Consider the following 19,228-nt stretch of genomic DNA (forward strand, 5'->3'; position numbering starts at 1 on the left):
AGGCAACGATGAGCTTCGATGCGGGCATCCTCGCCCTCCCGTTCTACGAGCCGCGGCATGGAGAGCGCGCACGACAGCTCGAGAGTTGGTGCGCGGAACACACTGAGCTGTGGGATGACTCGGGCGCCGACCCGGATGCGACCGGGCTACGGATTCTTCGAGCGCTCGGCGAGCACGGCTGGTTGGCCGCGCTGGATCCGGCCGCCGGACCGGAGGGCCTGGCGGCGGGCGACTGCCGTTCCCTGTGCCTGCAGCGCGAGGCCCTGGCCTACGCTGACGATCTCGCCGATTTCGCGTTCTCGATCCAGGCGCTGGCCGCGACGCCAATAGTGCGCCACGGCAACGAAGAACAGCAGCGGCGGTATCTCGCACCGATGGCGAAGGGCACGCTGTGCGGCGCGTTCGCCATCTCCGAACCGGAGGTCGGCTCGGATGTCGCGGCCATCGGACTGCGGGCCGATCGGGTCGCCGACGGTTACGTGCTGAACGGCGCCAAGGCGTGGATCGCCAATGCCGGTATCGCGGACCTGTTCTGTGTCATCGCGCGGACCGGCGAGGGGCCGGGCGCCCTGGGCTTGACGGCGTTCCTGGTGCCCGCGACCACGCCGGGACTCACTGTGGGGCAACGGGTTCCGCTGATCGCACCGCGGTCCTTCGCCGATCTCGAGTTCGCGGACTGCCACCTGCCGCAGGACAGCGTGCTCGGCAGGCCGGGCGGCGGTTTCGTGGTCGCGATGGAGGTGCTCGAACGGTTTCGGATGACCGTGGGCGCGGCGGCGCTCGGGTTCGCGCGCCGGGCCACCGATACCGCGCTGACCCACGCGAAGAACCGGAAGATGTACGGCGCGCGGCAGTTCGATCTGCAAATGGTGAAGGCGTCCTTCGCCGAGATGGAGGTCGAGCTGAACGCCGCGGCGTTGCTGGTGGCCCGCGCCGCATGGGCGGCCGACAGCGGGGATCCGGCCGCGGCGAAACACTCCAGCATCGCCAAGCTGTATGCCACCGAGCGAGCGCAGCACATCGTGGATGCCTGCGTGCAGGTCTTCGGCGCCGCGGGGTTGGTCGCCGACAGCGTGCCGGAGCGGCTGTACCGGCAGATTCGGTCGCTGCGGATCTATGAGGGCAGCTCCGAGGTGCAGAAGATGATCATCGCGGGCTCGCTCGGCGGCCGAGGGCGGGCGAAATGAGCGCCTTCCTGGCTCGGCCGCCCCGGCGCTCGGCCAGGGTGCGGCTGTTCTGCTTCCCGCATTCCGGCGGCGGCGCTTCGGTTTTCCGTGGCTGGCCGCCGGAGCTGCCGGGCTGGGTGGACGTGCTGCCGGTGCTGCTGCCCGGTCGGGAAGAACGCGCGGACGAGCCGCCGCTGGCCGATCTGGACGAATTGGCCGACGCGATCGCCGACGCGATCCGTCCGCATCTCGACGTGCCCTATGCGTTGTTCGGGCACAGTCTGGGTGGCCTGCTGGCATACCAGGTGGCGCTGCGGCTGGACCGGGCGCCGGTGGCGCTGCTGGTCGCGGGCCTGTCCGCGCCACACCGGCTCGCGCCGGAGCCGATGCACGAGCTGTCCGACGACGGTCTGCTCGATCGAATCTTCGACATGGGCGGAACCCCAGTCGAATTGCGCGATGAGCGGGATCTACTGCGCTCGGCCCTGCCCGCGCTGCGCGCGGACGTGACGATGTTCTGCACCTATCGGCATCGGCCTGCCGCACCGGTGACGTGCCCGATCGTGGTGTTCAGCGGCCGCGACGACACCCTTGCGGCACCGGACGACGCCGACGCGTGGGGTGAACTCACCGAAAAGACCGTGCGCACGCGCGAATTGCCCGGCGGTCACTTCTTCGTCCGGACTCATCGCCGCGAGTTGACCCGGATGATCACGGCCGAGCTGCGCCGCTACCTGCCGCCGATCGACCGGCCACGCACGTCCGCTCCAGAGCCCGTCCGACGCCGGCGCATCGAGCCGATAGCCGTCGTCGGCATCGGCTGCCGCCTGCCGGGCGCCGATGGGCCACAGGCACTTTGGCGGCTGCTAGTTGACGGCGTGGATGCGGTGACAGAGGTGCCTGAGCAGCGCACCGACCACCCGGCCGTGTTCGGACGGCTGCCCGCGGTGCCGTCCAATTTTCGCCGCTTCGGCGGATTCCTGGACGACGTCGAGGGTTTCGACGCGGCCTTCTTCGGCATCTCGCCACGGGAGGCCGATCGGATGGATCCGCAGCAGCGGTTGCTGCTGGAGGTGGCCTGGGAGGCCCTGGAGGACGCCGGGATCGCGCCCACCGCGCTGGCGGGCACGCGTACCGGAGTCTTCGTCGGTCAAATGGGCCGGGACTATTGGGAATTGCAGGCTCGGCAGAGTTCACTCGATCTGCACGCACTGACCGGGGGCGGGCTGTCCTCGTTCCTGTCCGGCCGGATCTCGTTCGCGCTCGACCTGCGCGGCCCGAGCGTCTCGGTCGACACGGCGTGCTCGTCGTCGCTGACCGCGGTCCATCTGGCCTGGCAGAGCCTGCAACTCGGCGACTCGGACCTGGCGCTGGCCGCCGGGGCGAATCTGGTGCTGCTGCCCGAACTGGCCGCCATCTACGAGCAGGTCGGGCTGATGTCGCGGCGGGGCCGCTGCCGGTTCGGCGACGCGACCGGCGACGGCTTCGTCCGTTCCGAAGGTGTCGGTGTGGTGGTGCTCAAACCGCTGGCGCAGGCACGGGCCGACGGCAATCGCGTGTATGCGGTGATCGCGGGGAGCGCGAGCAACAACGATGGCAGCGGCGGCGGTTCCCTGGTCGCCCCGTCCCAGGAGGCGCAGGAGCGGCTGCTGCACGACGCATTGGACCGGGCTGGGATCGATCCCGGAGCAGTGGATTATGTGGAAGCCCATGGCACGGGCACGAATACGGGTGACGCCATCGAGCTGCGGGCGTTGTCACAGGTGTTCGCTGGAACGCGCCCCGACGGGCGGCCGTGCCTGGTCGGCTCGGTGAAGACCAATATCGGCCACCCCGAGGGAGCGGCAGGCATCTCGGGACTCATCAAAACGGTGCTGAGCGTGCATCATCGGTTGATTCCGGGGAATCCGCTGCTGACCGAGCCGCATCCGGTCCTGCTCGAGCCGGGCACGCCGTTGCGTGTGCCGACCGAACCTGTTGTGTGGCCCGAGGATTCGTCGCCGGTCGCCGGTGTGACGTCCTTCGGTCTGTCCGGAACCAACGTGCACGTCGTGCTCACCGCCGCCCCTGCGGAGGCAGAGCCGGACGACGATACCCAACCGCTGGTACTGCCGCTTTCGGCGCGTGATCCCGTCGCAGTACAAGAACTTACGGCTGCTTATGCCGATCGACTCGACGGCGTGGACCCGGGCACCGCGCGGCAGGTGTGCGCTGTGGCGGCGCGCGGTCGGGCGCACCACGAGTGGCGTTCGGCGGTAGCCGCGGTCGACGGCGACGGACTGGCCGCCGCGTTACGCGACCGACTACTCGACGAGGTCACCCAGCAGCCCACCGGCGGAATCCGCGTCGCGTTCGTCTTTCCCGGACACGGCAGCCAGTGGGTCGGCATGGGGCGCGAGCTACTGAACACCTCGGCTGCCTTCCGGGAATCGATCGAAAACTGTGACGCGGCAATCCGATCCGCGACCGGATGGTCGCTGCTGAAGGTGCTTGCCGACGACGACGGTACGGAGCTGGCGAAGACCGCGGTGATCCAACCGGCCGTGTGGGCCGTGCAGGTGGCGTTGGCACAACACTTGCGCTCGTGGGGTATTCGGCCCGATGTCGTCATCGGTCACAGTTTCGGTGAGGTGGCCGCGGCCACGGTTGCCGGAGCGCTCGATCTCCCCTCCGCGGCCGAGCTCATCTGTCGCCGTGGCGAACTCACCGCGCAGGCGGATGGCCTCGGCGGAATGCTCGCGGTGGCAATGCCGGTCGAGCAGGCCGCGGCCGCCGCCGCAGGCTACGGCGACCGAATTGTGGTGGCCGCGCGCAACAGCCCGCGCCTGACCGTGTTGTCCGGCGAAACCGACGCGCTGGAAGGGTTACTCGACGAGCTGCGGAGCGCCGGGGTGCGCGGCGGACGGGTGCGGATCAACTTCGCCTCGCACAGTCGGTTCATGGATCCCCTGCAACCGCAGCTGATGGCCGCGCTCACCGGACTGCGGCCCGAGCCGGTTGCCGTGCCGTTCCGGTCCACGGTCACCGGCGAGCGCATGTCCGGTCCGGATCTCGATGCCGGGTACTGGGCCGGCAACCTGCGGTCCGCCGTTCGATTCGCCGACGCGATCGCCGCCGAAAATGCCGTGGGGCCAACGGTTTTCCTGGAAATCACCCCGCATTCGGTGCTGGTGCAGGCCATCGAGCAATGCCTCGCCGACAGTGCCGGTGGTACGGCGGTAGCCGGACTGCGCCGGGACACGTCCGACACCGCCCGCCTCGCGGAGATCGTCGCCCGCCTCTACACCGCCGGTGTCGATCCGGATTGGACCGCGATATACCCGGCGCTGCCCGTGCCGGACGAGATGCCCACCTACCCCTGGCAGCGTCGGCGTACCTGGTTCACGCCTGCCGAATCGGCGTCGGTGGACCTGCCGGTCCGCGCCGAACCTGCTCCGCCGCCGGAGGTCCCGGCCGATGGCGGCCTGCTGGACACCCTGACCGCTGAACTCGGCGCGGTACTCGGCCTGCCCCCGCAACGGATTCCGCGCAGGCGCCCGCTGCGCGACGTCGGCTGCGACTCACTGGCCGCCGTCGAGATCCGGGCCCGGCTCGAACAGCGGTGGGGAACCGAGATCTCGTCGAGCGCGGTGCTCGCGGCGAGCGTCGAAGACCTCGCCGAGGCGATCACCACTATGGAGGGATAGCCATGACTTTTCCGCAATATCCCGGAGACGGTCCCGTCGTGCCGTCGCTACCGGAGCACGACCCCGACGACCCGGTCGAGAACGCGGTGATCAGCAGGCTCACCGCGAACTGGCATCGGCGCGCCATGGTGAAGCGCCCGGAGCCCGACCTGGACGAGCTGTTCGAACCCGCCCGTCCCGACTATCCGGAAGGTCTCATCCCGTTCCGGGACCACCCGACCTACCAGGCCATGAACCCCGACCTCCGGGCGCGGTTGCTCGGCTGGGGCTGGGTGGCCTTCAACAAGCACATCATGGACACCGAACAGCACGTGGTGAACCCGACCTTCGCGCTGATCATCGAGGACACCTACGACACCGGCCTGGCGATGGAAACGCTCACCACCGCCATGACCCAGGCGATGCTCGACGAGCAGTACCACACCCTGATGCACCTCAATGCCAGTTCGGTGATGCGGCGCCGCCGCGGCTGGCGGATGCCCGAGACGGCACTTCCGCTCGGGCACAAGGCCGCTCGGCTCCGGCAGCGCATGGCCAACAGCGAGCAACGCTGGCAGCGCGAGCTCAGCGCGCTCGCCTTCACCACGGTCGCCGAGATCTCGATCAACTCCTACCTCGATCTGATCGCCGAGGACGACGAGATCCAGCCGATCAACAAGGTCACCGCCACCATGCACAACCGCGACGAGTACTGTCACTCCTCGATCGCCGACGAGGTCGCCAAGGCCGTGTACCACCGGCTCGGTCCGGCGGAACGCGCCCTGTTCCGGGAGGCGATGGTCGACGGGCTGGAAGCGTTCGCCGCGAACAACTTTCCCACCTGGCATCGCATCGTCGATCTGGTCGGCGTCGACGGCGGGCACGAGATGCTGCGGGAGGTCGAGCACGACCGGTCGACGAAACGGTTGCTGTCCAATTTCAGTGGGCTGCACAAATTCTGCAGCGAGCTGGACATACTCGAGGAGCTCACGTTCGATTGGTCAACGGTGACGATCGAGGGCCCGTGAGGGCTGACACCACGGCGCTCGCGCCGAAATCCGCTGCGGTGGTACCGATCTGGCTGGTGGCCGTCGGCGTCTCGCTGGTCGCGCTGAACCTGCGGCCACCCATCACGGCGATTTCGACGCTGATGCCGCAGGTGCAACAGCAAGAGGGGTTCAACAGCACCGTCGCCAGCCTGCTGGTGGCGGTGCCGATCGCGTGCTGGGTGGGCTTCTCCGGCCTGACGCCGCGCATCGGGCGCAAACTCGGACTCAACCGCACGATCGGGTACGCGCTGCTGGTGCTGTTGGCGGGCTTCGGCATTCGACTACTGCCCGGCGTGCCCGCGCTGTTCGCCGGGACCGCGATCATCGGTCTGGCCATCACCATCGGCAACGTCCTGGTGCCTGCCGCGATCAAGCGCGATCACCCCACGCACGTCGGGCTGCTCACCGGGCTCTACACCATGTCGCTGTACACCGGAGCGGCCGCGGCCTCCGGAATCACGCTGCCGCTGCAGGATGCCACCGGCTTCGGCTGGCGCGCGACACTGGGCCTGTGGGCCGTCCCCGTCGTCATCGCATGGTTCGTCTGGCTGCCCCAGCTGCGCGTCCGCAGCGACGCAGGCACCGGCCCGGCGGCGGAGGCCACGCCACGCAGCCTGTGGCTGCAGCCGCTGGCCTGGGCGGTGACCATCTTCTTCGCCATGCCCGCGCTGCTGTTCTACACCGTTTCCGCTTGGCTCCCAACGATTCTCGTGGACTCGGGCATGAATGCCTCATTGGCAGGCGGCATGCTCTCGGTGGCCAACCTGGTCGCGGTCCCCTCGGCCCTTGCCATGTCCATCCTGGTGAACCGAAGCGAACGCCAGGTCTGGGCCGCCACCTCAACCGGAGCCGTGCTCGCCATTGCCTTTGTCGGACTGCTGATTTCGCCTACCGGCGGGACCATCGTGTGGATGATCCTGCTCGGTGCCGGACTCGGCGCAGGCACCGCGATCGGCTATTCGCTCCCTATCCTCCGATCCCACGACGCACAAACCACCGCGAAACTGACCGCGATGAGCCAAACCGCCGGATTCGCCCTCTGTGCAATCGGCCCAGTACTGGCCGGCGCGCTACACGACCTGACCCACGCTTGGACCGCCGTACTGGTCCTACTGGTCGCGCTGTCCATTGTCCAAATCGTGTCAGGCGCGCGAGCCGGAACCCCGCGCTTCGTATCCTGAACCGGTCTTCGCGGACTCCGGTCAGGGTGTGGTGCCGACAGCCGAGGGCATCCGTCGAATCGGTTGCGGCACTGTCCGTTCGCTCACCCGCACCTCGTCGTTCTCGCGGTAGGACGAGGCCTGTAGGAGGTAGAGATCGCGGTAGGTGCCGCCGCGGCCCATCAATTCGGCGTGCGTGCCCTGCTCGGCGACGCGGCCCTGGTCCAGCACGACGATCCGGTCCGCGAATCGGACGCCCGCCAGGCGGTGCGTGACCAGCACCACCGTTCGCCCGCCGGCATGGCGCCGGATCATGTCGAAGATCGCGCTCTCCATTCGAGGGTCGAGCGCGGCCGTCGGCTCGTCGAAGATGAGCAGTCGCGCGTCACAGTAGAGACCGCGCGCGATCGCGATGCGCTGCCATTGACCACCCGAAAGGTCCGTTCCCCCACGGTAAGACGGATCGAGCGGGGTATCGACCCCGCCGTCCAGGCGGCCGAAGACCTTGTCCATCCCGGTCGCCGCCGCGACGGCGGCGAGCTGGGCCTCGGCGTCGGGTCGGTCGGGTCGGCCGATCGTGATGTTGTCCCGCATGGACAGCGGCCAGCGCGTGAAGTCCTGTGCGACAACGGCGATGCGCCGACGCAACAGCGTGAGATCGACCTCGTCGACCGGTACGCCGCCGTAGCTGACAACTCCGTGCTGCGGGCGGTAGAGGCTCGCGATGATCTTCGCCAGCGTCGACTTGCCCGCCCCGTTCTCGCCCACCAGCGCGACGACCTCACCGGGCGCGATGTCGAGGTTCACCCCGCGCAGCCCGGGACTCGTCGCCGACGGATAGGTGAATGTCACGTCCCGCAACGTGATTCGCTCCGCGTCGGGCGGCGGTGTCGTGCCACCGCGGCGTTCCCGCCAGCCTTCGGCATCACCGCAGAAGTCCACGTAGTCCCGGTAGAAAAGGGCGTTCTCGTAGGCGAAGTTCACGTTCGCGCCGACAGCCGCGAGCGCCGTCAGCGCCGTGCGGATGGCGATGACCGCGGTGCCCGCGGTCGCCAAGGGCATGACTTCGGCATACAGCAGCACGCCCATGAGGACGTAGACGGTTCCGGCGCCGAGGCCGGCGAGTCCCTGACCCACCGCGCGAGTACCGGCCTGCTTGGTTTCCGAACGGATGTGCACGTTTTGGACCTGGCGGGCGAGTCGATCGAATCGCTCGAGTAGGTGCGGACGCATCGTGTACGCGCGGATCTCGGCGGCGGGCCCGCGTTCCGACATCAGCTCGGCGAGTGAATCCATCCGGCGCTGGACGCCGCTGGTCTCGGCGTAGACCTCGTACATCAGCCGAGCCGAGCGCAGCGATGCCCACCACGTCGGTACCACGGCGACCAGCAGCAGCGGGAGCAGAATCGGATGCAGTGTCGCCGCGACCCCGCCGACGCCGATCAGGCCGATGACGCCGGACGCGGTATGCAACCCACTGAACAGCAACCCGGACAGCGCGTCCACTGAACGCAGCCGGACGCGGTGCAGGGTATCGCGGAAGCGGCGATCGTCGAACGCGATCAATTCGACCTCGGTCGTCAGCTCCAGCACCCTGGCCCGGACCGCCCGCTGCAACTGCGGCATCAGCCTGGCTCTGGTCCAGTCGGCGGTCTGGCCGAGCAGGGCCCGCAGCAGCACCGACCCGGCGACCGCGGCCAGCCCGGGCGCCGCGGCGCCGAGGCGTTCCGGCGTCGGCCCGGCCGCCAGCAGCCCGGTCAGCACGCTGTTGGTGGCAAGGAGCCCGACCGCGGTGCAGACCTCAGCCGCGACCGTGCAGAGGATGACCGCCGCGGTGTCGATCCGGCTCACCGACCAGCACTCGCGCAAGAGATGCAGCAGTACCGCGGGCAGCTGGGCCAGCATGGTCCAGAAGCCGGTCGCCCGGACCGTGTCGTCGTGCGCTGCGCACGGCTCGGCGCCCGCCGCCGACCGGTCGTCGTCGCCCCTTGTCACAACGTTCTCCCCCACTTGTGGTCAGCCTGGCATGGCTGCGGACACCAGGCCCATGACGATCGACGACAACGACAACGCTCCGGTGCCGAAAGCGGCGGCGAGGGCGTAGCCGATGAGCAGTTCCTCGACGGTCGGTTCCGGCGGCTCGACGGTCTTGTTGACGAGCTTGACGTGTTGCGGCACGGCCCAGAGGACCTCGATCGTGCCGTCCGCCTCGGCGGTCAGATCGCCGAAGTGCTTCTCGATCTCATGCGGTTTGCCCTTGATGAACATGCAGGTATCGATGCCCTTGGGGCGGAAGCTGAGAATTTGGCCATCGTTCTCCACGATGATCCGATATGTCCGCTTCAATATTTTGCCGCTGCCCGGCTCAACTTTGATCTCACGATCATTCACCCGCATGGTGAGAAAATTCGGATCCCGTGTTCCGATGGGAATATTCTTGCGGGTGCGCGGGCCCGTACGCTCGATGGTGACGATTGTCGCTTCGTCGGATTCGAGCCGCGTCGTCACCGTGTCGTCGGTTCGGGTGATGATGATATTTCCGAAAATCAGGCTGTCAGCGATCAATTGCTGCGGTTCGGAGACTGTCACTTCCGTATTCCTCTTGCTTCAGAGTGATGGGCGAAGATGCGTATATCGGGCGATTCCTGCGCAGGCGGAGTGTCCCTGCACGCCGGACGATTGCGCTCACGTGCTCGAATGTAGTCCCCCTGGAGTACGGTTGAGATATTAAATACTCTGCACCGCAACGAATTACAGCATACGGCGCGGGGCGGGTCAACACGGGGCGGGGTCGCTGGTCGGGGCGGTGCGGCAGGCGTCCATGGTCCTGGGTTGGAATGTGTTGATACCCTGCATAATTCATGCTCAGACGGATGGCTTGCGACTCCGGAGGCATCGGCCGGGTGACGCTATCGGTAGTGCATTCCGGACTATGGCGTGACCACATAATCCCACCGGACGTTCGCGGGGGCGAGGAGCCGCGCAATCCCTTGACCGATTTCAGCGGGAGTCATCGATTCCGCCTCCGCCACCATTGTTTTCGGAACCGCTGTCGAGCCGTGGTCGAGCAGGCTTGCCATGACGGCGTCGACATAGCGGGAAAGATCGGCGACATCGCGTTCCATGGTCGACATCAATACATTCTTCGAATGAAGCACATTTTCCGCGGTTGTCGCGGCCGCGGTTCGCATCCGCTCGATTACGCGCCACACGACGGCCTCGATCAGCTCACTACGCACCGCTCCGTGCTCGACGCGCAGCTCGACTACCAGAACGGAAATATCATGCTGCTCAACCCATTCCATGGCAGCCGTGTGCAGTTGCACGTCGAGCGACCGCAATTCCGCCGCCAGCAGCTCGCGCCACCGGTGCCTGTCCACGTCGAGTGCGAGCTGAAGCAGCCGAACCCGGCCAGAACGACAGGCGCATTCGGTGAGCGGCGCCGCGGCGACGATATGCGCCCGCGTCATCGGTTTCTCCGCTCGATGCCTGCCACGCAGTCGGCGACGATGCCGACCGGGCCGCTGATCACCAAGTAGTTCGCCGGTGCGTCGGGCCGGTCCGCCGTACCGGCCGCCTCGGCGACCACGCGATCTCGCAGTTCGAGCGCTGCGCCACATCTTTCGGCGTTCAGATACCCGGCGACGATCGCGTCGTGGATGGTCGCGAGACGCGCGAGCGGTTCGATAATGCACGGTTCGGCAAGACAACTCGCCGAGAGGATGCTCTCGACGGCCGAGATGCGATGCGCGACTTGGCATCCGTTGTCCAGCAACCAATTGGTAGGCCCAGCACGCCCGGCCGTCTCCCGCAGCGCGAGATCGGCCGCGTTCGCCAACGTGGTCGCGGTGGCCAACCCGTGGAAACGAATACCGAATCGCGCCTCCACCCAAGGCTGCCGCGACGCTATCGTCACGATGCGCACGGCTCGGGCCCAACGATGAGGTGGCCGGTCGCGGCTTCCAGCAATGCGAGCAGCCGGGCCGAATCCGCGCGCGGACTGAACGCTGTCTCCGCAGGGTGTCGCAGAAAGGGATGGTTATCACCAAGGCCGAGGAAGGCCGCGCGGCTCTGCCACCGCGCACGCTGCTGTGGTTCGCCGCTGTGCTGCACGGCCTCGAGGCGGGACCGAATGTCGAGGTGCGCCACCGGTATCACCTCTGCTTCGAGTAGCAGCCGAGCCGTCCGGAACAGCGTTTCGAGGTAGTCCCGCAGCACGGTGGTGTGCTCCGTGCCTTGCCGGGTGGTGACCAAGCCGACCACGAGCTCGGCGTCGGCCGCGGTATAGCGCTCACCGAATTGCCCGGGGCGCAGCCGAATCGCCAGGTTGGGGAAGGTGTGGCGCACTCGCGGTGCGGCGTAGGACAGCACGTACCGGAGGCAGTCGTCCAGGATCGTGATCCACCGAGGCGCGCGGTAAGCCACGGTCCAGCCGATCGCCGCGGTGCGGAATTCCTGGTCCGGTTCGGACACCGCCGGGCCCGATCGGACCGCGATGTCGTCAGCGGAGGTGCTCGGCTCAGGCGCCGGGGCGGCCGGGTCGGGCCAGCGATCCGCGAGCGCCGCGATGGGTACCTCCGATACCAGCGGCCGGCTGCCGTGCCATGACTGCTCGATGAGCAGCCGCAGATCGCGGGAGCTCAACTGTGCCAGCTGAGCCGGATCGCCGTAGCCCCAGCCGCTCGACCAGCCGAGCGCTCGCGGCAGTGCGTCGTCCACGACGACGGCCGACGAATCTTCCCGAGCGTCCCGCAGTTCGGTGGCGATGGCGGCGATTTCGCCACGATGGCCGGAGTCCAGGTGCGCTGTCAGCGCATCCGGCAGCACAGCGGTGTCGAGGCCGCGACCGCCGTGCACGACGAGATCGAACTCGGTCGTCGTCCGCAATGTTCGCGCCGAGCGACTCAGCACGCGCGCGGGGGCGATCGCAGCATCCATCGCCCGCAACGCCATGTGCTCGCGCAGATGCGCGAAACCGTCTATGCCGAGACGCTCGTCGTCGCGATAGCCCCCGGGCATGACGATCGAGACAGCGGAACTGAGCCGCGGGAGCTCGGCCGCCGCGGCCGGCTGTGACAGCACCACGGGAATCACCCGCGGTTGAGCGCGAGGCACTCGGGATCGACGTGATATTCCGCGGCGAGGCGCAGGCAAGTGGTCGCCAAGTCGTCGTCCGTCACCAGGGTGTGCACGATCGCGTCGGCCAGCATCCCCGACCGATGCTGGCCGAAGCTCCGGCCCCGGCCGTAGCGCCCGACGGGCTCCTGCGCTCGGCCGATGCCAGGACCGATTTCGAGGCAGTAGTCGGAGACGGCCCCGGTGGCCAGTGCCGTCCCGGCGACCGCGGTGATGACCGCTTCGTTCAGCTGTTGCGGGCTGTCGTGGTAGATGGCGACGGTGTCGGTGCGCGGATACGTGGACTCCTCGGTGAGGAACTTGACGTGATATTTCGTGTTCAGGCGGTCGAGTTCGGTGACGAGCACCGGCGCGAGCGTGACGATATCGGCCGGATCGGGCACCGAGACGTAGGTGCGCTCCCCGTAGTGCTGCACGTCGTCCAGCGCGCCCTGGCCGAAGACGTAGTAAAAGCCGGGAGACACTGCGGCGGAATAGTGTTCGACAAGCACCGCGCGGTCGCCCGCCGGGGTGACCTCGGTCAGGCGATCCGGTGGGCAGTGGACCTTCAGTCCGCGATGCCACAGAATCACCGGCCCGGTCTCGGTCGCGTGGTGCACCGGCATGGTCAGCGGGAAGAGCCTGTCCCGGAAGACATCTCCGAGCGCGGCGGTCAAACGCTCACTGCGCGGACGAAATTCGGCTGCGGCGGAGTCGTCGAATACCTCGAGATACTTCGCGTGCAGCGTGGCGTACAGGCATTCCGCGAGCAGATCCGTGACCTCGGTGACCGACCCGTCGAGCTTTCTGCCTCGATAGGTGAGCGAGAGCTTGTCGTCGTCGAACGTCGTCTCGACGATCTCGGACACGGCGGTGTGCGCCAAGTCCACCGCGTGCACCAGGGCACGCGGCTCAGTGAGCACTTGTGTAGGCATCGGACAGCCCCCACTCCTTGTCGGCCTCATCGGGTTGTAGGACAAAGGCGCGCCCGACGCCGGCGAGTGCTTTCGCGAGTGGCGTGATGATCGCGGCCTCCTCCGCGGTCGCGAGCATGCGGTCGAACTGATGCCAGCCCGCGAACCGAAGCGCGCGCCGGACATGATCTTTCATGTCGAGCTCGGCCAGGTCGGCCTCGGCGCGGTAGGCAGCGAGAAAGGCGACGAGTAGCGGGCGCGCGAGATCGAGGCCGCGCTGGATCGCCTCCTGCCAATCGGCCTGCCTGCCACGGCGTTTCGTCGCGAGTATCTCCTTCATCAGGACAACGTTGAGGATGTTGCCGATGAATGTTCCGGTGTCTCGCGCCGGGTCACCGTAGCCGAACGATTCCCAGTCGATGATCGATGCGGGCGCCTGCTCGCCGGCCTCGGCCAGCAGGATCTGATCCAGCCGCAGATCGCCGTGGATGAACGTCCGATCGGTGCCGTCCGACGGCGCCAGCACCGTCGCACGCGCCTGGTCGAGCAGTTCGTCGTCGCCGTGCAGCAGTCCCCACACGGCGAGCTGCGCACCGGAAAGCCCGGGAACGACCTCGATCGGCAGCGACGGAACGCCATAGCCGCCCGGAATCGGCTCCGCGTCGGTCACCGGGACGCCGGTGCACAGTTCGGCTTCCACACCGTGCAGGCGGGCGATGTCGCGGGCGATCGCCTCGACGACTCGCGGATCCAGCTCCCCGCTGACCAGACTCTCGGAGTGGGAAAGCGGTGTGCGCCAAGGATATATCTGCACCATGCCATCGGGCGAGACGGCGGTCGGCTCGAGCGTCGATACGGCGGCGCGCATGCGGTGGTGCTCGGCGCGCAGCTGATAGAACGTCCGCGTGCCATCGGTTTTCAGGCCGATACCGGCCACCGTGTTCTCGAATTTCACGAAAACGGCCGCGCCGTCCGAGGATCGGCCGCGCCAGCAGGGATTGCGGCTGGGATGCCGTTGTGCGCTCTCAGCGTCCACCGTGATCCCGAGCGTATGCAGGAATTCTCGAACGGTGGGGTAGTCATCGATTCTGTGTTGGTGCATGTTCAGCCCATTCGACTAGGTTGGCCAGTTCGGCGAGGGTCTCTTGCAGCTTCTCGACATTCGGAACGGGCATCTCGTACATGCGGCAGGTGTTCTGATAGTCGACGAGGTGCAGAAAGCGTTTCGCGATTGCCACCTCGTTGACGTAGTTCACGTCCAGGCCGCGATCGCGGATCGTCGACAGCAGCACATCCATCGATGCCGCGGCGTAGCGCGCGGCCGGGTAACCGCCGGTGGATGCGAGCTCACCCAGTTCGCCGAGCAGATATCCCCAGTCGAGCTCCGGGCGGGCCGACGCGAGATCCGCGCCGACGAGCACACAGACATCGCCGTCCCGGTAATAGGTCGCGGCCAGCGACGGAGCGCCGTGGATCACGAACTTCGTGCCGTCACCCGCCCGCCGGAGGACGGCGAAAAGGTGTTGCCGCAACGTGTTCGAGGTCGCCTGGGCCAGGATGTCCTGGTCGCGCTGCTCCTCGGCTTCGAGGTACCTGGTCAGCCGAATGATCCAGGGCGGACGCGCGGGCAGCGTGCCCACCGGCGGAACGCCGACGGCGTGTATGCCCGAAATCGCCTCGAGCAGTTGCTGGAAGCAGTGCCGCGCCGCGCTGTCCGAGGTGATATCGAGCGCGGTGCGCATATCGCTCGGCGTGACGTGGACGATCGAGCCGGGCTCAGCTTCGGCGGCCACCGAATAGCGTGCGCCCGTCAGCTTCGCCGCGGCGAAGCCGATCGCCGGCGAATGGATCGGAACATCGAAGCGCACCTGGTGAATTCGGTGAGTTCGCGTATCCATCCGCTGCACCGTGGTGGCGAGCACACTGGTCAGTGTCACGTCGAGGCAGTCGCCGTCCATCGGACCGCCTCCGCACGCGTGGGTTGTGCGCCGCAGAGCTCGAGAACTTCTGCGAACGCGGCGGGTGCGCGGCCGGCGTCGGCGTTCATGGCGAGGCTGTAGCCGGGAGCGGTGTCGACCAGACGATATTGCGAATGCTGGGCCGCGAATTCCTGGACGGCACGAAAGGCCGGGGAGTTCTCGGCACCTGGCGGCAGCGCCGGACAGAGATATACCGCGGCAGCCGTGCACTGTAATGCGAGCATCATCGGCGTATTGGTGACACCGGAACGCAATCGCCCCAGGAAATCGAGCGTCGCCGGGTAGACGATGACAACGTCGGGCCAGGCGGCGAAAGGGAGATGGACTGCTTCGTCGGTTTCCCAGCAATCACGCGAAACGGTCCGATTACCGGCGGCGCAGGTTCGTGTGGTGACGAATGTTTCCGCGGTCCTGCTCAATACGACCCTGAGTTCGTCGTCGGGTCTGAGTGCGTCGAAGGTCAACAGGTTCAATGGCGTCAATGCTGCTGCGGCAGCGCCGGTCACATAAAGCAGAAATTTCACCATGGTCTCCTGCTGGTCGTTGGTATAGCGGGCAGGCTCCGCGTACGGAGCCTGCCCACCTTGGTATTCGGCCGAATCAGCAGACGCGGCGGATCGAGTTCGCGACGTTCGGCGTACCGCCCGCGACCACGATGGCGCACTGCTGCGACGACTTCTGCGCGATCAGGGTCGCGCGGATCAGCACCACCGCGAGCTCGGGTGTCAACGGCGTGGTCGCGGGGGCCGAGGCGCCGAAGATCGAGGCGGTATCCATCTCGTCGTCGGTGGTGTACGCCTTGTAGGAAGTGGCCAGACTGGACATTGTTACTCCATTTCTTTGAATCCGCGAGAATTGCTCACGGATGATTGCGAGGCTGATTATGGGCAGCCAGGAACCCCGAAATGATCAATTCGGATTCTCCGAACGATCGATGAAAAATAGATTCCGCAGCACTCGGCCGGATCGAGGCGAGTGTCGACGCGGAAATCAAGAATAATAGGCGGTCAAGGGCCTATACATGAATTCCCCACCACTAAAGATTCTTCCCCTAGAGTCTTGATGTCCGACCGAGCCCTTCCCCGGCTTCGATCGGAGTTTCTACTGATTCTGTACGCTAGCAGCCGATTGTGAAATGTCAAATCCCGCAGTTGTTTTGGATTGTCCGGGCATGATTACCCGACCCCACGGAGCCACACCGATCCCGTCGGCATGGCACAAGCAACCGCCACCGGTATCTCGCCGCGTGGCAAGCTCCGGCTGTCGCGACGACCCGAGCGGCCGAGCGGCTTTATGGTGGCTGCGTTGCATGTGGTCCCCACTGCTGAGTTCTGTTGTGACACTTGTAATGACGCAATCAGGCGGCAATCGGTTCCATCAAAGTTCAAACTTTTTTCCCGCAATCCTCAACCGTCGCAACGCCGCAGGTCAACGGCAGTGCACAGCCCCGAACACGGCTCCGCCCCAACATGTCTCACCGTGCACGAGGCAGCCGAAGCGGCCGACTTCCGGCCCCGTCCGCGAAACCCCCGACCGCAACTTCACCCAAAAGCAGTCACGCCGAGGCGGATTCGCCGACCACACCACCGGCCGGCGAACGAAGGCCCCGTACGTGACCCGCCATGGCGGAACTCGGCGGCCGACTCTGCTGACCTACTTCTGCAAGAGCCCGACCAGTGCGGTGCGACGGATCTCCTGCATCAGTTCGAGTTGCTCCTGCAGCAGCCGCTCGGCCGCAGCCAACCGCGCCATCGACTCCGCGATCGCTCGCTGCACATCGAGGTCAGGCACGACGACCGGCAGGTTGCCCAGGACACTGAGCGAAATGGTCTTCATGCTCATACCTCCCGTGGAATGACTATCCAGCCATTCGCGCGCCATTGGGCTGCGCAGATAGGCCGCGAGATAGTCAGCATCCAACGTGGCCGGGAGCCGGAGCACGAAGCAGCCGGTTCCGCAGACCCAGCCCTGCTGCTCAGCGTGAGCCACTGCGCATCGCCCCAGCTCGCCGCGGCGAGCCATGACGATGTCACCGCGGCGAAGACGGAAGCGTTCCAGGCCCTCGGCCTGCCGCTGGGCGATGTATCTGATGTGCTCTTCATTGAAGCCGGTGTCGGTCAGGTCCTTCGGCATGACCACTGGAATGCCGTCGGTACCCACATAGTCCTCCGCGCGGATGAGACTTCCGGAGGGACCAGCGAGGAGTGATCCGCCGCGCACGATGTTCCGGAGCGCCGCGCGTGGAAACTCGATGCCGTCAGCGGTCAATGGGCCGCCGGCACCGAAGATATCTCGGACTTCGATCAACAAGCGAGATGCCGTCTCATCGCGCCGAACAAGCTCGTCGGGCAGCTGTCCAAGTCCCGGAGCCGTCGACGGCTCCGCTCGCGTGTTCTCGGCATAGAGCCGTGGATCGAGGTTTCCGCCGTTCTCGAGAATCTCTTCATGGGTGACCGAACGAGAGAACCCCGGTTCATCTGACGCCGTCGGAGGCGACAACGGCCACTCCAGGAATCGACTACTGATGCGTTTCGATTCCGCTGCCGTCAGCGTTCGGGGTTGCCGTGGCACCTGTGTGCCCAAGCCGCTGGCGTCGATGAAGAGAACCGCGTCTCGTTTGTCGGCGGGCAGGTGGTGGGCCTTGTCACGGGCCAGTACCCAGGCATGCACCGGGATCGAGGTCTCACGAAAGAGATTCGGGGGCAATGCGATAACCGCGAGGACCGCGCCTCGGGCGACCATCTCCCTACGGATCTGTGCCTCCCGGCCTGTGGACCAGGCGGCCGCGGGCGGCATCAGGATTGCCGCCATCCCGTTCGCGCTCAGCCGGGTCCATGCGAGCTGCAGCCAGGCGAAGTTCGCGTTCGACGTCGGCGGCGGGCCGAAGGGCAAGTCGAGGAGATCGCCGTTTTTGATGCGCTGATTGAACGGCGGATTACTCAACACCACATCGACGAGTCCGGAGCCCCGATGTTGAAACAGCGCCGACGGGTCGGGGGGAAGGACCTTGGGCCGAATCACGCCGTGCAGGGCCATGTTCATCGCCGCCAGCTGCGTATTGCTGTGATCCATGGCGTGGGCTTCGAAGGATCCCTTGTCGACGCGGCCGGACGCGGCGATGTGCTGCGCTGCGGCAGCGAGAAAGCCACCGGTTCCACAGGCTGGATCGAGGATTCGGTCCCCCGGCTGCGGGGATGCCAGATCCACGATGAGGCGCACGACCCCCCGTGGTGTGTGGTACTCCCCCACTGAATAGGGGTTCTCCTGAACGTGACGCTCTATGAGCAACTCACCGACTTCGTGCAGAACCGTCCCGGTCGGCGCCGGGTGCTCGGTCAGCGCGACGAGGAACGGGGCCACCCACGGGACGTCATCAGAACCGGGGTCACCAGCGAGCGGCCGGCTTTCGAGAGAGAGCAGCTCAGGACCTGGGAAGCGCGCATGCATGCTGGCGGTGTACATCGCGGCCCGCAAGTCGGTCAGTGGCGAAGCACCGCGTTGGGCATCCTCGACTGCCCGAGCCCACCGCCTGGTAGCTTCCGCTTCGTCCTCCGATTCGCCCGCCGAGTCGATGAGTCGTTCGAGCATCAGGATCGCGAGCATGTTTGTGAGGTCGCTGGAGGTGTCCCGACCCCGCTGGAAGGGCGAGTACGCCCGCCAGAGCCGATCGGCGACGTCCGCGGTATAGCCCGCCGTATCAACGGATTCCATGCATGAACCTCCCTCGTGCCAACGCGACCTACGTCAGACGGATGATGAAATATGCCCCTGCGGCGACCAGCATCAACAGGCTGAGCCGCAACGTCATGCCCGTACTCTCCATTGCCTTCCCCAGCAACTCGAAGAACGCTTTCACTGCACCACTCCCACTCGCTCGCCCGTGGCGATTGCGCAGTAGCACTGCGCAATATGCCTGCCCCCTGTCGGCGCTCACGCCTCGCCGGGAAGGAGACCTTCTTACGTAGAAGATAACACCGGCGACGACACAACACGGATAGCCGGAAGCGCCCACTGACCACCGGAAACATTGCGCAGCAGCGGTGCGCAGTTCGCTCCAAAATGGCGGGTGCTGGTCACGACGGGTAGGTGACGCCGACAAGCAAGGACGAGGTCGTCAACTATGTGACCGGGATCACATTTTATAAGACAGGCATCGGCTGCGATCGGCCGACGAACCTAC

The 19,228-nt window shown here is 66.6% G+C and carries 15 protein-coding genes; 4 read left to right on the forward strand and 11 right to left on the reverse strand.

What is annotated here, in order from left to right:
* The first annotated feature begins 8 nt into the window (after positions 1 to 8).
* The 4 genes from ACIBK2_RS39205 to ACIBK2_RS39220 are packed head-to-tail and all read left to right on the forward strand — an operon-like array spanning position 9 to position 7,061.
* Positions 9 to 1,187, forward strand: a complete 1,179-nt coding sequence (locus ACIBK2_RS39205) for an acyl-CoA dehydrogenase family protein (RefSeq protein WP_396975176.1) — start codon at positions 9 to 11, stop codon at positions 1,185 to 1,187.
* Positions 1,184 to 4,852, forward strand: a complete 3,669-nt coding sequence (locus ACIBK2_RS39210) for an acyltransferase domain-containing protein (protein ID WP_396975178.1) — start codon at positions 1,184 to 1,186, stop codon at positions 4,850 to 4,852. The genes ACIBK2_RS39205 and ACIBK2_RS39210 overlap by 4 nt, the downstream gene beginning before the upstream one ends.
* A 2-nt stretch (positions 4,853 to 4,854) precedes the next feature.
* The gene (locus tag ACIBK2_RS39215) at positions 4,855 to 5,859 is read left to right on the forward strand and encodes a diiron oxygenase (protein ID WP_396975180.1); all 1,005 of its coding nucleotides are present in this window, start codon (positions 4,855 to 4,857) and stop codon (positions 5,857 to 5,859) included.
* On the forward strand, positions 5,856 to 7,061 hold the full coding sequence (locus ACIBK2_RS39220) for a CynX/NimT family MFS transporter (protein WP_396975181.1): 1,206 nt from the start codon (positions 5,856 to 5,858) through the stop codon (positions 7,059 to 7,061). Before ACIBK2_RS39215 ends, ACIBK2_RS39220 begins: the two co-directional genes overlap by 4 nt.
* Positions 7,062 to 7,082: 21 nt before the next feature.
* Here the strand turns inward: ACIBK2_RS39220 and ACIBK2_RS39225 are convergent, their stop codons facing one another.
* The 11 genes from ACIBK2_RS39225 to ACIBK2_RS39275 all read right to left on the reverse strand — a co-directional run bounded on the left by ACIBK2_RS39225 (position 7,083) and on the right by ACIBK2_RS39275 (position 18,759).
* The gene (locus ACIBK2_RS39225) at positions 7,083 to 9,035 is read right to left on the reverse strand and encodes an ABC transporter ATP-binding protein (RefSeq protein WP_396975182.1); all 1,953 of its coding nucleotides are present in this window, start codon (positions 9,033 to 9,035) and stop codon (positions 7,083 to 7,085) included.
* A 21-nt stretch (positions 9,036 to 9,056) separates the two neighbouring features.
* Positions 9,057 to 9,629: a hypothetical protein gene (locus ACIBK2_RS39230; RefSeq protein ID WP_396975184.1), complete on the reverse strand. Its 573-nt coding sequence runs from the start codon at positions 9,627 to 9,629 to the stop codon at positions 9,057 to 9,059.
* Positions 9,630 to 9,970: 341 nt separating this feature from the next.
* Entirely contained in the window at positions 9,971 to 10,510 is a 540-nt protein-coding gene (locus ACIBK2_RS39235; protein ID WP_396975185.1) for a hypothetical protein, read from the reverse strand.
* Complete coding sequence (locus ACIBK2_RS39240; protein WP_396975187.1) at positions 10,507 to 10,956, reverse strand: hypothetical protein; 450 nt, start codon at positions 10,954 to 10,956, stop codon at positions 10,507 to 10,509. Before ACIBK2_RS39240 ends, ACIBK2_RS39235 begins: the two co-directional genes overlap by 4 nt.
* On the reverse strand, positions 10,953 to 12,125 hold the full coding sequence (locus tag ACIBK2_RS39245) for a hypothetical protein (protein ID WP_396975188.1): 1,173 nt from the start codon (positions 12,123 to 12,125) through the stop codon (positions 10,953 to 10,955). Before ACIBK2_RS39245 ends, ACIBK2_RS39240 begins: the two co-directional genes overlap by 4 nt.
* A gap of 5 nt (positions 12,126 to 12,130) precedes the next feature.
* Positions 12,131 to 13,090, reverse strand: coding sequence for a T3SS effector HopA1 family protein (locus ACIBK2_RS39250; RefSeq protein WP_396975190.1), 960 nt, complete (start codon positions 13,088 to 13,090; stop codon positions 12,131 to 12,133).
* Entirely contained in the window at positions 13,068 to 14,105 is a 1,038-nt protein-coding gene (locus ACIBK2_RS39255) for a phosphotransferase (protein WP_396975192.1), read from the reverse strand. The genes ACIBK2_RS39250 and ACIBK2_RS39255 overlap by 23 nt, the downstream gene beginning before the upstream one ends.
* 43 nt (positions 14,106 to 14,148) lie before the next feature.
* The gene (locus ACIBK2_RS39260; RefSeq protein WP_396975193.1) at positions 14,149 to 15,027 is read right to left on the reverse strand and encodes a hypothetical protein; all 879 of its coding nucleotides are present in this window, start codon (positions 15,025 to 15,027) and stop codon (positions 14,149 to 14,151) included.
* The gene (locus ACIBK2_RS39265; RefSeq protein ID WP_396975194.1) at positions 15,003 to 15,575 is read right to left on the reverse strand and encodes a flavoprotein; all 573 of its coding nucleotides are present in this window, start codon (positions 15,573 to 15,575) and stop codon (positions 15,003 to 15,005) included. Before ACIBK2_RS39265 ends, ACIBK2_RS39260 begins: the two co-directional genes overlap by 25 nt.
* Positions 15,576 to 15,648: 73 nt before the next feature.
* A complete protein-coding gene (locus ACIBK2_RS39270; RefSeq protein WP_396975196.1) occupies positions 15,649 to 15,873 on the reverse strand; it encodes a hypothetical protein in 225 nt (74 codons plus the stop codon).
* A gap of 828 nt (positions 15,874 to 16,701) precedes the next feature.
* Positions 16,702 to 18,759, reverse strand: coding sequence for an N-6 DNA methylase (locus tag ACIBK2_RS39275; protein ID WP_396975198.1), 2,058 nt, complete (start codon positions 18,757 to 18,759; stop codon positions 16,702 to 16,704).
* Positions 18,760 to 19,228 lie beyond the last annotated feature (469 nt).

The organism is Nocardia sp. NPDC050175, from assembly GCF_044459885.1.
GTDB lineage: Bacteria > Actinomycetota > Actinomycetes > Mycobacteriales > Mycobacteriaceae > Nocardia.

Coding starts and splice junctions, on each gene's coding strand:
- ACIBK2_RS39205 (WP_396975176.1), top strand. CDS start 9: ATGAGCTTCGATGCGGGCATCCTCGCCCTCCCGTTCTACGAGCCGCGG.
- ACIBK2_RS39215 (WP_396975180.1), top strand. CDS start 4,855: ATGACTTTTCCGCAATATCCCGGAGACGGTCCCGTCGTGCCGTCGCTA.
- ACIBK2_RS39235 (WP_396975185.1), bottom strand. CDS start 10,510: ATGACGCGGGCGCATATCGTCGCCGCGGCGCCGCTCACCGAATGCGCC.
- ACIBK2_RS39265 (WP_396975194.1), bottom strand. CDS start 15,575: ATGGTGAAATTTCTGCTTTATGTGACCGGCGCTGCCGCAGCAGCATTG.
- ACIBK2_RS39260 (WP_396975193.1), bottom strand. CDS start 15,027: ATGGACGGCGACTGCCTCGACGTGACACTGACCAGTGTGCTCGCCACC.
- ACIBK2_RS39275 (WP_396975198.1), bottom strand. CDS start 18,759: ATGGAATCCGTTGATACGGCGGGCTATACCGCGGACGTCGCCGATCGG.
- ACIBK2_RS39210 (WP_396975178.1), top strand. CDS start 1,184: ATGAGCGCCTTCCTGGCTCGGCCGCCCCGGCGCTCGGCCAGGGTGCGG.
- ACIBK2_RS39270 (WP_396975196.1), bottom strand. CDS start 15,873: ATGTCCAGTCTGGCCACTTCCTACAAGGCGTACACCACCGACGACGAG.
- ACIBK2_RS39250 (WP_396975190.1), bottom strand. CDS start 13,090: ATGCCTACACAAGTGCTCACTGAGCCGCGTGCCCTGGTGCACGCGGTG.